The organism is Streptomyces solicamelliae, from assembly GCF_045348655.1.
GTDB lineage: Bacteria > Actinomycetota > Actinomycetes > Streptomycetales > Streptomycetaceae > Streptomyces > Streptomyces solicamelliae.
Map to the genome: position 1 here is coordinate 429,710 of NZ_CP160404.1, position 13,201 is coordinate 442,910.

The following is a 13,201-nucleotide window of genomic DNA, read 5'->3' on the forward strand; positions in this document are numbered from 1 at the left end:
ACCACCACGTTGCGCATCTTGTCGGGCCGTCGGATCGTGAGACCCATGAGCACCGTGTCGGGCGCCGCTCCGCGCCGTGCCGTCGCCCCGCTGGAACTCTTCTTCGACCTCGTCTTCGTCTTCGCCGTGGGCCAGCTCGCCCACCACCTGCACGACGAACTGTCCTGGCGCGGCGCCGCCGAGACGGCGGTGATGCTGGTCGCGGTGCTCAGCACCTGGGCGCTGACCAGCTTCGACGCCACGTTCCTGGACGTCGAGCGGAAGCGGACCAACCGCCTGGTGCTGGTGGTGATGGGCCTGGGGCTGTTCATGAACGCCCAGATCCCCCGCGCGTTCGCGGACCGGCCGTGGGCGTTCGTGGTCCCTCTGGTGGCCATCCTGCTGCTGACCGCCGGCGTCGCCGCGGTGAGCGCCCCGACGCCGGTCCTGCGCAACCACTACCGCCGCGTGCTGGTGTGGGCCGCGGTCTCCACCCCGTTGTGGCTGGTCGGCGCGGCCGCGGACCACGGGCCGCGGCTCGCCTGGTGGGCCGCCGCCGCGGCGGTCGACATGGCCGGCGTGTGGCTGGCCCATCCGCTGCCCGGCAACGTGCTGGCCTCCGAGAACCTCGTCTTCGACGCCGAGCACATGGTGGAGCGGATCCGCCTGTTCATCATCATCCAGCTCGGCGAGACGGTGCTGACGATCGGCACGGCGATCGCGGACGCCCCGGTCGACGTGCCGACCGTGACCACAGCCCTCGGCGCGTTCGTCGCCCTGGTGTATCTGTGCGCCAGTTACTTCCGCGGCGGAGAGAACGTGCTGGCGCTGCACGTCGCGACCACGTCCGATCCGCTGCTCGCGGTCCGTCATGCCGTCAGCGGCCAGTACCCGACTCTGGCCGGGCTGGTCGCGGTCGCCGTCGGCGCCGAGCTCGCGATCAGCCACCCCACCGGCGAGGGCAGCGCCGAGCTCGGCCTGCTGCTGTTCGGCGGCGCGATCCTGTACATCATCACGCAGGCGTGGTGGTACTACGTCTCCACCGGACAGGCCTGGGGCGCGCGGCTGCTCGCCTGTCTGGCCTTCGCCGCCGCCGGGGTCGCGGCGCGGTGGCTGCCGCCGCTGGTCTCGGTGCTGATCCTGGACGCGATCCTGATCGTGCTCGTCTCCGTGCTCACCCGGGTGCACCGGCGGGTGGCCGAGACCCTGGCGCCGTCGGACTCCGTCTAGGGCGTCCCGGGTGTGCCGGTGGGGGCGGCCGGAGGCGGGCACTGGACCGTGCCGGGTTTCACGCTGACGGCGAGTCCGGGGGTGGTGAGGATGCCGGGGACCTGGAGGTCCTGGGCGGAGGCGACGATCCTGTCGAACTTGGCGTAGCGGGCCTGGATGCCGAAGCGGTCGGGCGGGCTGTTCAACGGGTTCTCGACGTAGGCGCCGGTCGCGTCCTTGACCGTCTTCACGTCCTTGCCGTCGATGTTGAGGCTGACGATGCCGTCCATGTCCAGGACGCCGGCGGCCTGTCGGACGTCGAGGACGGTGTTCTTCGTGCGGATCTCCCACGAGCCGGGGTTCTGGTCGCCGAGGGTCAGCAGCAGGGTGTAGTCCGCACCCATGATCCGCTGCGGCCGGCTCAGGCAGAGTCCGTTGACCACGCCGTCCGCGAAGCCCATGCGCAGCACCCGCTCGGTCCGGGGCGTGCCGTCCGGGTTCGTCACCGTCACGTCGACGACCGCGGCGCCGTACTGAGTCCCGTACAGGCTGCTGGTGGTCAACTGCACAGGTTTGTCCTGGAGTTGGAGGCCGACTGCCAGCGCGCCGGTGGACACGGCGGCGCCGAGGCCGCCGGCCGCGGCCAGCGCGGGGGCGGCGACGAGGGCGCTGCGCCGCCAGTGCGTACGGCCTTCGCCGCGTGCGCTCACGGCGTGCTCACCGTGATCGTCCCCGGAAGGTGCACGGGGTTGTCGGTGGAGTCGAGTTCGGCGTGGTCGTCGATGGTGCGGATCGCGTAGATCCGGCCGGAGAAGTCCTCGGCCCCGGCGGTGAGCGGGATGATCGAGCCGAAGAAGTCCAACAAACCCTGGACGTTGCAGATCTTGAGCAGCACCCGGACGCAGATGTTGTCGATGTCGCCCCACATGGTCGTGGTCTCCGGCCGGCCGGCCGTGTCGTAGCCGCCGAGCGAACCGGTGTCGGGGACGTCGATGGTGAGGGTGTGTCCGTTCGCCGCCTGCACCACGTGCATGTGCTCGCGGATGTCCAGCTTGGTGAAGGTGTACTCGGTGGTGGTGCGGGTGGAGCCGTCCGCCAGGGTGATCGTCACGTTCTTCCGGACCGTGAGCGAGGTGGCGACCATGCGCTTGATCGTCACGGTCATCGGTGTGGTGCTGGGCCGGAACGACGCGTCGAGCGCGGCCGGCGCCGCCGCCGCGCGCATCGCGTCCGGGCCGGCGGCCGTCCCGACCGCGAGCAGCAGCGCGCCCGCCACCGCGAGCCCCTTGGACCGGGCGCGGCGGCCGGGTGCGTGCTGGCGCGGCCTCATCGCTCGCCCTCCTCCGCCTGCGCGGCGGCCCGTTCGCGGCGGCGGGGCCGCTTCGCGCCCCAGCCGACCAGCATCGAGCCGCCGAGGACGCCGAGCAGCATGCCGACGAGGAAGCCGCCGAGGTTGGAGACGACCAGGGACACGACGGCGAGGACGACGCCGATCAGTCCGAAGGTGTAGCGCTGGGCGGGCAGCACGATCGGGATCAGCCCGCTGAGGATCATGCCGCCGCCGACGAGGTACCCGGCGATCCCGCCGAAGCCGGTGTCCACGATCAACTGCATCGAGCTGAAGGAGAACTTGAGGACGCTCCAGCCGCCCGCGACCAGCCACACCCCGCCCCAGAACGGCCGGGTGCGCCGGAAGGCCCGGAACCAGAGCCGGGCGGCGCCGATCCGTCGCGCGAGCGTGCGCGGCGCGCCACTGCGCGAAGGGGCCGCCGCCTCCCCCGCCTCCGTCTCCGTCTCCGTCTCCGTCTCGGCCTTCGTCTCCGTCAGCATGCGGTGGCCTTCCCTCCGACGACGCGGATGGTCAGCCGTGGCAGGACCAGCGAGCCGGCGATCTCCGCGTCGTACGCGGTGGCGTGCAGCCCGATCAGCTTGACCGAGCTGCCGCCCTCGCCGCCGGCCGAGCCGAGCCCGAAGCCGCCGGGCAGCGCGCCGGTCAGCGGCTTGCCCGCGACCATCACCTGGTCCGCGGACTGGCCGATGACCGCGTTCTCCAGGGTGGTGGAGCCGCCGGCCTTCAGCTCCGTGGCCTGGAAGTACAGGTTGGACGCCGGGATGTCGGTGGTGAGGGTGCCGGGCGCGGGCGAGGTGATCTCCTGGCCGGCGGTGAGCAGCAGCGAGTACGGCAGTCCGGCGATGTCCTGGTGGACGATCCCGCACAGTCCGGCGAGGCCGGCGCTGGCGAAACCGACGCGCGCCATACCGGTGTTCGTCGTGGTGGTGCCGTCGGGGTGGGCGACGGCCGGGGTGTTGACGATGGCGCCGAAGCCGGTGCCGGAGACGCCGTTGGAGGTGAGCGTGAAGGGCTCGCCGGTGACGCTGAAGTTGGCGGCGAGCGCACCCTGTTGGAGCGCTGCGCCGAGCGCGCCGACGGCCACGACGGCGGGGACGAGGGCGAAGGCGCCGCGGCCCCAGCGGGTGCCGCGCCGGGTGCCGTCGTGCGCGGTGGCGAGCATGCGCCGGTTCCAGTGCGCCGCGCCGTCGGCGCCGGCCGCGCGGAGCCGGGCGAGGCGGTTCCCGGCGGCGCGGGTGCGCGAGAGGGAGGTCATGCCGGTTCTCCAGGGAGGGGGAGGGGACGGTCGGGGGCGGTGCCCTCGGCCGGGGCGGCCGGCCGGCGGAACCGGCGCCACTTCTTGCGGGGCTTCTCCGGCAGCCAGCCGAAGGCCATGGAGCCGCCGAGGACGGCGAGGATCATGCCGACGAAGAGTCCGCCGAGGTTCGACAGCGGGAAGGAGGCGACGCCGGCGACGACGGCGATGGTCCCGGCCGTGTGCCGCTGGCTCGGGAGCAGCAGCATGAGGAGGGCCATGGCCATCAGGACGACGCCGCCGGCCATGCCGGCGATGCCGCCGATGCCGACCTGAAGGATCTTCCCGAGCGGGGCGAGCGGCAGGAAGAGGATGACGAAGCCGCCGAGGCCGGTCCAGACCGACGCCCAGAACGGGCGGGTGCGGCGCCAGCGGCGGAACGCCCGGTGTGCGCGGCGCGGGAGAGAGGCGGGCGGGGCCGGGTCCGGGCCGGTGGCCGGGCGCGTGTCGGTGGTCATGGCATGCCTCGCAGAAGACGGCGGGAGTCGGCGTGGGGCAGGGAAGTCGGGGGGGGGAGGGCGGGGCCGGGGGGTGCGGACCCCGCCCGGTGCGCGCGGGAGTTCAGGCGTCAGCAGCTGCTGTCGCCGTGGGCGACTCCGATCTTGAGGTTGGGCAGGGTGATCGCACCGGCGATCGTGGCGCCGTTGGCGTCGGCGTCGAGGTTGCGGATGTCGGTCCGGCCGCCGGTGGCGTCGAGGCCGAACTGGCCGGGCGTACCGTCCTGGATGCCGGTGGTCTTGATGTTGGCGCTGTCGGCCGCGGCGCCGATGACGTTCGGGGTGGCGTCGCTGGCGTTGAGCGTGGCCGTGGACGCCTCGAGCGCCTGGGAGTCCAGGATCAGCTTGGTGGCCTGGAGGCCCTCGCCCGCGGCGAGCTGGTCGTGCGTCAGCGGAGTGGCCGCCTCCGGAGAGGAGATGTTCAGCGACCACGTGCCGAGGCCGCCGACGATGGGCAGGTTCACCTCCTGCGTGGCGTGGACGCAGATGCCGTCCAGGCCGGCCTTGGCGAGACCGACCTCGGCGGCCGCCTTCTGGCCGCCGGCGTCGATGCCGTGGAGCACGGAGCCGATGCCGTTGGGGGCGGCCACCGTCTTCGAGCTGAGGGTGAACGGAACGCTCGACAGGGACAGGTTCGCGGCGAGCGCGCCCTGCATCATCGCCGTCACCATGCCGCCGACGGCCGCCGCCGCCGGAATCGCGAGGCAGGCGGATCTCCGCCAGCGGGTGACGCCTCTGGTCTCGTTCTGCATGTGCTTTCTCCAACCGTCGTCGTGTGCCGACATTTATCGGCTGACTGTTCGGAAGCTAGACACTTCACTAAAGAGCGTCAAGAGACCGGACATATTCAGGACAACTGTCCCGCTACGGAGCGGTCTAGGCTTGGCCAATGGCGAGGTTCAGAGAGACGGTGCGCACGCTCCTGCGGGAGCGGCTTTTGGACGCTGCCTACGAGGCGACGGCGGCGGACGGCTTCGACAAGCTCCGCATGGCGCATCTCGCCACCGCCGTGGGCGTGAGCCGGCAGACCGTGTACGCGGAGTTCGGCTCCAAGGACGCGCTCGGCGAGGCCCTGTTCCAGCGCGAGTCGGAGCGCTGCCTGGTCGGCATCCAGGAGAGCCTCGACGCCCACCGCGACGACCTGCGCACGGCGGTCGGCGCGGCGGTGCACTTCTGCCTCCGGCTCGCCGCCCGCAACCCTCTGGTGCGCGCCATGCTGTCCCGTACCGACGCGGCCCTGCTGCCGGTGCTCACGACCCGTCCGGACGCCGTGTTCGGCACGGCGACGGCGGCGCTCGACGCGTATGTCGCCGAGGCCTGGCCCGAGGTGGACGAGCGCTCCCGTGAGCTGGCCGTGGACGCGGCGGTACGGCTGACGGCTAGTCATATCGTGCAGGCGGCGGCCACCCCGGAGCAGTCCGCCGAGTGGATCGCCGAAAGCGTGGCCCGCATCGCGCTCGCCCCGTCCCGCTGACCGGCCCCGCCGTCACGGCCCCGCCCCGGCGAGCGCCGGCGGCGGCTGCACCGGCACCAGCCCCGGCCGGTCGCCGAGCCCGCGCGGACCGGCGAGCGGCCACACCCGCAGCGCCACCCGCCCGGTGACCCGGTCGGCCTCGCCCCAGCCGTACGCCCGCGAGTCGTCCGACAGATCGGGGTTGTCGCCCAGGAAGAAGAACGACCCAGGCGGCACGGTCCGCAGCGCCGGCTCGGCCGAGCGCAGCCCCAGCTCCGAGCAGCAGTTGGCGGTCCGCCTGGCCCGCGCGCCCCACCCCGGGTCCGTCACCCGGTACGTCGGGCCGGCGCCGCCGATCTGCAGCAGCACCTGGTACGGATCCCGGGGCGTCGACACGATCGCCACCCGGTCCCCCGGCAGCCCGATCACCCGCTTGACCACCAGGGTCTCGCGGCCCGTCGGGCGCAGCAGCACCACGTCGAACCGCCGGACCTCGCCGCCGGAGCCGGGCGCGGCCATCAGCCGCTCCCCCGGCCGCAGCGTCGGTTCCATGCTCCGGCCGTCGACCCGGACGCTCAGCGTCAGTACGGCGGCCGCGCCGGTGCCGGCGAGCAGCGCGACCGCGGCGAGCAGACCACCGGCCATCCGGCCCGCCCTCATACGGAACCGCCGCCCGTGCCCCGGGGCTTGGGTGCTTCGTCCATGCCCGGACCTTAGGGCGGCCGGCGTGCCGCTCCCGTGACCGTACCGCTCAGTCTGATTGACCCCGGTCCGCCCCGTACGCCCGGGGTGTCGACCCCGTCCAGCGGCGGAACGCCCGGTGGAAGGCGCTGGGTTCGGAGAAGCCGAGCCGGTGCGAGAGCTCCTCGATGGAGGCGGTGCCGCGGGCGAGCACGGACACCGCGTGGTCGCGCCGCAATTGGTCCCGGATCTGCTGGAACGACGTGCCCTCGGCGGCGAGCCGGCGGCGCAGGGTCTGCGGGCTGACGGACAGCCGGCCGGCGATCTCCTCGGGCCCGGGCAGCGCACCGGGCAGTGCCCGGCCGAGCAGCCGCCGTACCCGCGCGGTCAGCGTGCCGCCGTAGTCGACCCGGGCGAGGATGTCGAAGGGCGCGCGGCGCAGGAAGACCTTGAGGTCGGCGGCGTCGCGGACGACGGGCTCGTCGAGCAGCGCCCGGTCGAAGACGACGGCGGTGCGGGCGGCGCCGAAGCGGCAGGGCGCGCCGAACAGCAGGTCGTACTCGCGGACGTGCGGGGGCGCGGGGTAGGCGAGTTCGACGCGGCGCAGCGGGAGCCGGCGGCGCAGCAGCCAGCCGGCGAACCGGTGCGCGACGGCGAGGGTGGTCTCGGCGCCGAAGTGCAGCGGGTCGTCGTAGTCGGAGACGTCGAACTCGACGCGCGCGCCCGTCTCGTCGTCCGCGTCGGCGGGTTCGACGAGCCGGAAGCGGGGCCCGGCCGGGAACAGCGCGTAGAAGCCCTGGGCGCGGCGGATCGCGGACCGCAGGTCGGTGCTGCCGTGGACGACGACATGGCCCATGGTGGCGAAGGTGCCGACCTTGCTGGGCAGGGGGCCGAAGCCGACCAGTTCGTCCTCCATCGTCGCCCACAGCGCCCGGACCAGCCGGGAGAAGCAGGCGGCGGTGACCCGCGCCCGGTCCCGGTCGAGGAGTTCGGGTGCGATGCCGGCCTGTTCGAGCAGCGGTCCGACGGGGACGCCCTGCCGTTCGGCACCGCGCAGCACCGCGCGCACATGGTGCGCGCTCACCGAGCGGGCCTGTGTGTCCGGGGCCTGGTCCCCGCGGGGGTCGACGGTTCCGAGCGCTGGGGTCACGCGCGCAGCTTCACCGACCGTCCGCCCGACCGCATCGGTGGCTGCGGAGAATACGTATACGTACGGGCGCGGCTAGGCGATCCCGCCGTGCAGCGCGGTGCGCGAGGTGACGCGGAGCTTGGCCAGGATGCGCTCGACGTGGGTGTCGACGGTCCGTTTGGAGATGACCAGGCGTTCGGCGATCTCGCGGTTGGACAGCCCCTGCGCCACCAGCCCGGCGACCTCGCGTTCGCGCCGGGTCAGCGCCTCGGTGGTGGCCCGGCGGACGGCGGGCAGCGGGCGGGCCAGGGGCGGCACGTCGGCGTCGGCGCGTACGGCGGCGAGTACGTCGGTGCCGGACATGCGGGCGCCGGTGGCGTGCCAGTGCGCGTAGGCGTCGGCGTCCAGGGCGGCGCGTACGGACCGCGTCATGAACCGCTGCTCCTCGAGGAGGCTGGGCAGCATCGCGACCGGGTCCCCGCCGAGTCGGCGGGCGCTCTCGGCGTAGCCGATCAGCCAGGCGGCCTTGGTGTACCGGCCCTGGCGGGCGGCATGCCAGGCGAGGCCCAGGCAGGACAGCGCGGCGACGAGCACGTCGCCGATCTCGCTGATCACCTCCAGCGCCTCGCGCAGGGGCGGTTCGCTGCGGTCGTAGGCGCCGTCGAGCCAGAGGATGAAGCCCTGCACGGCGAGCGTGGAGGCGCGCAGCTGCCGGTCGCCGGTGCCGTCGAGGCGGTCGAGGCCCGCCGCGCACAGGTCGAGCGCGCCCTGGGAGTCCCCGCAGACCGCGCGCAGCAGGGCGCTCTCGTAGTGGATGACGCCGATGCCGAGGAGGTCGTCGGCGGCGAGGATGCGCTGCCGGCCGCGCTCCATCGCGGCGAGCCCCTCGTCGACCTCGCCGGCGAAGGCCCGCATCGCGCCGATGTACGGCTCGGCGAACATCGCGACGCGTTCCTCGCCGCAGCGCGCGGCGGAGGCCCGGGCGGCGAGGAAGCGCGGCGGGGCGTCCTCGAGGTCGCCGGCCCACACGGCCGCGACGCCGCCGAGGAGCAGGGCCCAGGCGCGCTCCGGGCCGTCGTCCGGGACGAGTTCGAGGCCCTGGTCCATCCAGTACCGGCCTTCGGACAGGGTGCCGGCGGCCCGCCAGTACGGGGTGAGGCGGGTGGCGAGCAGCAGGCCGTCGGCGGCCCGGCCGCCGGTGGTGTACGCGTAGCGCAGCGCGGCCCGCACGTCGGCGGTCTCGGCGCGCACCGCGCGGTGCAGTTCTGCCTGCCGGGGGCTGACGAGGCCGTCCCAGAACTCCGCGGCGAGCGCCTGGCAGTGGGCGAAGTGGCGGGCGGCGAGCGCGTCGGCGTCGCCGGTGGCGGCGAGGCGTTCCGCGCCGTACGCGCGCAGGGTGTCGAGGAGCCGGTAGCGCTCGCCGTCCTCGCCGGTGCGGCTCACGACGGACTTGTCGACCAGTCCGATCAGCGCTTCGAGGAGGGCGCCGGGCGGCAGCTCGGGTCCCGCGCAGATCTCTTCGGCGGCCGCGAGGCCGAAGGAGCCGGCGAAGACGGAGAGCCGGGCCCACAGCAGGCGTTCGGCGGGGGTGCAGAGGTCGTACGACCAGTCGATGGCGGTGCGCAGGGTCTGGTGGCGGGCCGGGGCGGTGCGGCGGCCGGCGATGAGCACGTCGAAGCAGTCGTCGAGGCGGTGCACGAGCTCGGCGAGCGGTACGGCCCGCAGGCGCACGGCGGCGAGTTCGAGGGCGAGCGGGATGCCGTCGAGGCGTTCGGCGAGCGCGGTGAGCAGCCCGCGGTCGGCGTCGCCGGCGGTGTACCCGGGGACGGCCGCGGCGGCGCGGTCGACGAACAGCTCGACGGCCTCGTCGCGGGCGAGCGGTGCGATGGGCACGCACCGCTCCCCGGGGGCGTCGAGGGGCTGGCGGCTGGTGGCCAGGAAGCGGACCTCGGCGGCCTCGCCGAGCAGCGCGTCGCAGAGCGGCGCGCAGGCGTCGAGGAGGTGTTCGCAGGTGTCGAGGACGATGAGCAGGCGGCGGTCGCGCAGGTGGGCGACGATCGCGTCGAGGGGCCGCATGCCGGGCTGTTCGGGCAGGCCGAGGGCGGACGCGAGGGTCGCGGGGACGAGGGCGGGGTCGCGCAGCGCGGACAGTTCGGCCACCCACACGCCGTCGGGGTAGCGGCCGGCGAGCGCGGCGGCGGCGCGCAGCGCGGTCCTGCTCTTGCCGACGCCGCCGGGGCCGACCAGGGTGACCAGCCGGTTCTCGGTCAACGCGTCGGCGACGCGGACGAGTTCGCCGGCCCGGCCGACGAAGCTGGTCCGCTCGGCCGGCAGCCGGCCGCCGTACCGCTGCCCGAACCCGAATCCCATCGCCACCCCCGCGGCCGCCAGCGGCCGTCCGTGCCTCGTCCGGCACCCAGAGTAAGCGCGGCAGGCCGCTCCGGTACCGGTGCGGAACGCTCTGTCCCGGAGGCGGCGGACCGCCTCCGGGACGTGGCGGGTCAGGCGACGCCGGGAATGCCGCGGGACCGGAACGCGGCGCGGACCGCGTCTGCCGCGTCCTCGCCGTACATCTCCCGGGCCGCCGTGACCGTCGTGTTCGCGGCGGCGGAGAAGCTGGTGTCGGGGGCGAAGCCGAACTGGGCGTTGACGATGATCCGGTCGGCGACGCGCGGGCCGAGGGCGGTGCGGATGTCGAGCAGCGCGCGGGACCAGATCTCGCCGTCGGCGTGGACCTCGCCCTCGCGGTCCGCGTACGTCTTGTCGGAGTCGATCCGGCGCAGGCAGTGCGGTGCGTCGCTGTACATGACGGCGTCCCAGTCGGCGACGCAGGCGACGTCGGCCTTCAGCGGCCAGCCGTACCGGGCGGCGGCGTGCTCGCCGACCGCGACGGCCAGGTAGTCGCCGAACGCCTCGCCGATGGAGCCGGCCTCCACGGAGGTGCCGAAGCCGGGCACCTGGGCGTGGTGCACGGCGTGGCCGTACTCGTGTATGACGACCTCGGCGTCCTCGGCGTCGTCGACGCCGCCCTTGCCGAAGCGGATCTCGGCCTTCTTGTCGGTGAAGTAGGAGTTGTCCGCGCCCCACTGGTTGATGCGGACCGGCTGCACCCGGTCGTTGGCGCCGGGGAGTTCGCTGCCGAAGCCGAGGCCCTGCAGGTACTCCTGTGCCTCGTTGACCCAGAAGTACGCCATGACCTGCTCGAACTGGTCGTCGTGCCGGTCGTACGAGGCGGCGTCGGCGAGCCGTGCGGAGGTGCCGGTGTCGGAGCGGACCGACGCCCAGCGGCCGGAGAGCCCGCCGCTGCCGTCCAGGTTGCGCAGGGCGGCCGTGGCGTAGGCGGTGGCGGGGACCGCGGCGGCGGAGTCCTTGCCGTCGGTGAGGGTCTGGTCGCCCGAGGACTGGACGGGGTTGACCATGAAGACCCGGGCCAGGGGGTCCTGCGCGGCGGGTGCGGTCCCCGTGGCGGAGGCCGGGCCGGCGGTGACGATCAGGGCCACGGTGGCGGTGGCCGCGGCGAGCAGACCGCGGGGTGTGCGGCGAGCCATGTACATCCTCCCGTTGCGGATGGCGTGGAAGTGGGTGGAAGCGACAGACGTGCTGTGGTGCGGGCGTGATCTTCGCGCATCCACCCCGGTCTTGAACAGGTACATGGCAGGGCGGGCAGGTCGGGACAGGGGTGATGTGACGCATGCGACGCCCGGCGCGGCAATCTTGATGTCTTCCGGATGCCTCGTCCCGGTCACCGCCGATTCACGCTGCCTGCGCTGAGGCAAGGGCCACCCCGGTCGCCCTCCGCCGCCCGCCGGGAAGGCGTGGGTGGCCGGCCACCGGGGTCAGCCCTGGTGCCGGGTCACATACCTGACGGGCGTCGACTACTTCTCGGCCCTCGGCTACCTCCGCCGGGGCGAGGTCGCGCCGGTCACCCGGGAGATCATCCGCGAGGCCGAGCCGTTCCGCTCGCGCCGGCCCCGGGTCCACGTCGGCTGAGCCGGGGTCTCCCGGGGCCGGCGGCGGGCAGTGGACGCGACGGCGGGCGGTCAACGCGGTGAGACGTGTTCCACCCGCCGGGGTGTCGCTTTCAGCGGTCCAGACCTTGTAGAATATTCAACGGAAGTCCCGGTGCCGGGTATCCCCCGTGTTCGGCACCGGGGCTTCTTCGTGTCCGCGTACGCTCAGCCCGCGTGCCGCGCCATCCACGCCTCGACCTCGTCGGACGTGCGCGGCAGCCCGGCCGACAGGTTCTCGTGGCCGTCCTCCGTCACCAGGATGTCGTCCTCGATGCGGACGCCGATGCCCCGCCACTCCTCCGGCACGGTCAGGTCGTCCGGCTGGAAGTACAGGCCCGGCTCGACCGTGAGCACCATGCCCGGCGCGAGGACCCCGTCGACGTACTCCTCGTTGCGGGCCTCCGCGCAGTCGTGGACGTCCAGGCCCAGCATGTGGCCGGTGCCGGCCATCGTGAACCGGCGCTGCAGCCCCAGCTCGTACGCCCGGTCCGCGGGGCCCTCGATGAAGCCCCACGCGACCAGCCGCTCCGCCAGGGACCGCTGGGCCGCCTCGTGGAAGTCGCGGTACGCCGCACCCGGCTTCACCGCGGCCATACCGGCCTCCTGGGCCTCGTACACCGCGTCGTACACCGTGCGCTGGACGTCGGTGAACGTGCCGCCGACCGGCAGGGTGCGGGTGACGTCGGCGGTGTAGAGGGTGTGGGTCTCCACGCCCGCGTCGAGCAGCAGCAGCTCGCCGGGGCGGACCGGGCCGTCGTTGTCGGTCCAGTGCATGATCGTCGCGTGCTCGCCGGCGGCGCAGATCGAGCCGTAGCCGACCGAGTTGCCCTCCACGCGCGCCCGGCGGAAGAACGTGCCCTCGATCCAGCGCTCGGAGGTGGCGACCGCCCGGGACAGTTCGGCGACGCAGTCGGTGAAGCCGCGCACCGTGGAGTCCACGGCCTTGCGGAGCTCGCCGATCTCCCATGCGTCCTTGATCAGGCGGAGCTCGCTCAGCGCCTCCTCCAGTTCGAGGTCCCGCTCCTCGTCCGTGGCGACCGCGGCCTCCAGGGCCGGGTCGACGCCGCGCACGATGCGGGTCGGCGTGGCCGCGGAGCCCGCGGCGGCCAGGTCGGCGACGGCGGTGCGCACGTCCCGGCAGGGCAGGCCGAGCACCCGCTCCGCCTCGGCGAGCGAGCGGCGCCGGCCCATCCACAGCTCGGCGGTGTAGCCGATCCAGAACTCGTTGCTGTCCCGGCTGTCGCGCGGCAGCTGGAAGCAGTACGCGTCGTGGCCGCCCTCCGCCCGGGGTTCGAGGACGAGCGCGCCGTCGCGGGCCCGGTCGCCGGTCATGTGCACATAGGCCGTGTGCGGGCGGAACGGGTAGACGTCGTCGTTGGAGCGGGCCTTGAGGTTGCCCGAGGGGATCACCAGCCGCTCGCCGGGGAAGCGGGCGGAGAGCGCGGCCCGGCGGCGGGCCGCGTACGGCGCCTGCTCGTCCGGTTCGAGGTCGTGCCGTTCGGTGTCCGCCCAGCCGGTCCGCATGAGGGCGGACAGTTCGTCGGAGATCTCCGAGTAGAGGCCGTTCTTCCGACGCTTCGCCACGTCGTGCACCTTCT

14 protein-coding genes are annotated in these 13,201 nt (G+C 73.8%); 3 read left to right on the top strand and 11 right to left on the bottom strand.

The genetic code is table 11. The features are described 5' to 3' along the window. The first annotated feature begins 45 nt into the window (after nucleotides 1-45). Entirely contained in the window at nucleotides 46-1,209 is a 1,164-nt protein-coding gene (locus ABZO31_RS02100; protein WP_406859099.1) for a low temperature requirement protein A, read from the top strand. Here the strand turns inward: ABZO31_RS02100 and ABZO31_RS02105 are convergent. The 6 genes from ABZO31_RS02105 to ABZO31_RS02130 form a co-directional block, all read right to left on the bottom strand. After that, entirely contained in the window at nucleotides 1,206-1,898 is a 693-nt protein-coding gene (locus tag ABZO31_RS02105; RefSeq protein ID WP_406859101.1) for a DUF6230 family protein, read from the bottom strand. The two genes, ABZO31_RS02100 and ABZO31_RS02105, sit on opposite strands and share 4 nt — an antisense overlap. Next, on the bottom strand, nucleotides 1,895-2,518 hold the full coding sequence (locus tag ABZO31_RS02110) for a hypothetical protein (RefSeq protein ID WP_406859103.1): 624 nt from the start codon (nucleotides 2,516-2,518) through the stop codon (nucleotides 1,895-1,897). The genes ABZO31_RS02105 and ABZO31_RS02110 overlap by 4 nt, the downstream gene beginning before the upstream one ends. Beyond that, nucleotides 2,515-3,018: a DUF6114 domain-containing protein gene (locus ABZO31_RS02115; protein WP_406859104.1), complete on the bottom strand. Its 504-nt coding sequence runs from the start codon at nucleotides 3,016-3,018 to the stop codon at nucleotides 2,515-2,517. Before ABZO31_RS02115 ends, ABZO31_RS02110 begins: the two co-directional genes overlap by 4 nt. Continuing rightward, nucleotides 3,012-3,794, bottom strand: a complete 783-nt coding sequence (locus ABZO31_RS02120) for a DUF6230 family protein (protein WP_406859105.1) — start codon at nucleotides 3,792-3,794, stop codon at nucleotides 3,012-3,014. Before ABZO31_RS02120 ends, ABZO31_RS02115 begins: the two co-directional genes overlap by 7 nt. Continuing rightward, nucleotides 3,791-4,291: a DUF6114 domain-containing protein gene (locus ABZO31_RS02125; protein WP_406859106.1), complete on the bottom strand. Its 501-nt coding sequence runs from the start codon at nucleotides 4,289-4,291 to the stop codon at nucleotides 3,791-3,793. The genes ABZO31_RS02120 and ABZO31_RS02125 overlap by 4 nt, the downstream gene beginning before the upstream one ends. Nucleotides 4,292-4,401: 110 nt before the next feature. Further along, on the bottom strand, nucleotides 4,402-5,082 hold the full coding sequence (locus ABZO31_RS02130) for a DUF6230 family protein (RefSeq protein WP_406859107.1): 681 nt from the start codon (nucleotides 5,080-5,082) through the stop codon (nucleotides 4,402-4,404). A 137-nt stretch (nucleotides 5,083-5,219) separates the two neighbouring features. On the opposite strand from ABZO31_RS02130, the gene ABZO31_RS02135 reads away from it, so the two are divergent. After that, entirely contained in the window at nucleotides 5,220-5,804 is a 585-nt protein-coding gene (locus tag ABZO31_RS02135) for a TetR family transcriptional regulator (protein ID WP_406859108.1), read from the top strand. 12 nt (nucleotides 5,805-5,816) lie between these two features. Here the strand turns inward: ABZO31_RS02135 and lepB are convergent, their stop codons facing one another. The 4 genes from lepB to ABZO31_RS02155 form a co-directional block, all read right to left on the bottom strand. Further along, nucleotides 5,817-6,428 carry a signal peptidase I gene (gene lepB, locus ABZO31_RS02140; protein WP_406859109.1) on the bottom strand — a complete coding sequence of 204 codons (612 nt, stop codon included), beginning with the start codon at nucleotides 6,426-6,428 and terminating at the stop codon, nucleotides 5,817-5,819. Nucleotides 6,429-6,534: 106 nt separating this feature from the next. Continuing rightward, on the bottom strand, nucleotides 6,535-7,614 hold the full coding sequence (locus tag ABZO31_RS02145; protein ID WP_406859110.1) for an AraC family transcriptional regulator: 1,080 nt from the start codon (nucleotides 7,612-7,614) through the stop codon (nucleotides 6,535-6,537). A 72-nt stretch (nucleotides 7,615-7,686) separates the two neighbouring features. Continuing rightward, the gene (locus ABZO31_RS02150; RefSeq protein WP_406859112.1) at nucleotides 7,687-9,963 is read right to left on the bottom strand and encodes an ATP-binding protein; all 2,277 of its coding nucleotides are present in this window, start codon (nucleotides 9,961-9,963) and stop codon (nucleotides 7,687-7,689) included. Nucleotides 9,964-10,094: 131 nt separating this feature from the next. Beyond that, nucleotides 10,095-11,141, bottom strand: coding sequence for a M4 family metallopeptidase (locus ABZO31_RS02155; RefSeq protein ID WP_406859114.1), 1,047 nt, complete (start codon nucleotides 11,139-11,141; stop codon nucleotides 10,095-10,097). A gap of 271 nt (nucleotides 11,142-11,412) precedes the next feature. On the opposite strand from ABZO31_RS02155, the gene ABZO31_RS02160 reads away from it, so the two are divergent. Next, complete coding sequence (locus ABZO31_RS02160) at nucleotides 11,413-11,583, top strand: hypothetical protein (protein WP_406865572.1); 171 nt, start codon at nucleotides 11,413-11,415, stop codon at nucleotides 11,581-11,583. Nucleotides 11,584-11,768: 185 nt separating this feature from the next. On the opposite strand, the gene ABZO31_RS02165 is transcribed toward ABZO31_RS02160, so the two are convergent. Further along, nucleotides 11,769-13,187 carry an aminopeptidase P family protein gene (locus ABZO31_RS02165; RefSeq protein WP_406859115.1) on the bottom strand — a complete coding sequence of 473 codons (1,419 nt, stop codon included), beginning with the start codon at nucleotides 13,185-13,187 and terminating at the stop codon, nucleotides 11,769-11,771. Nucleotides 13,188-13,201 lie beyond the last annotated feature (14 nt).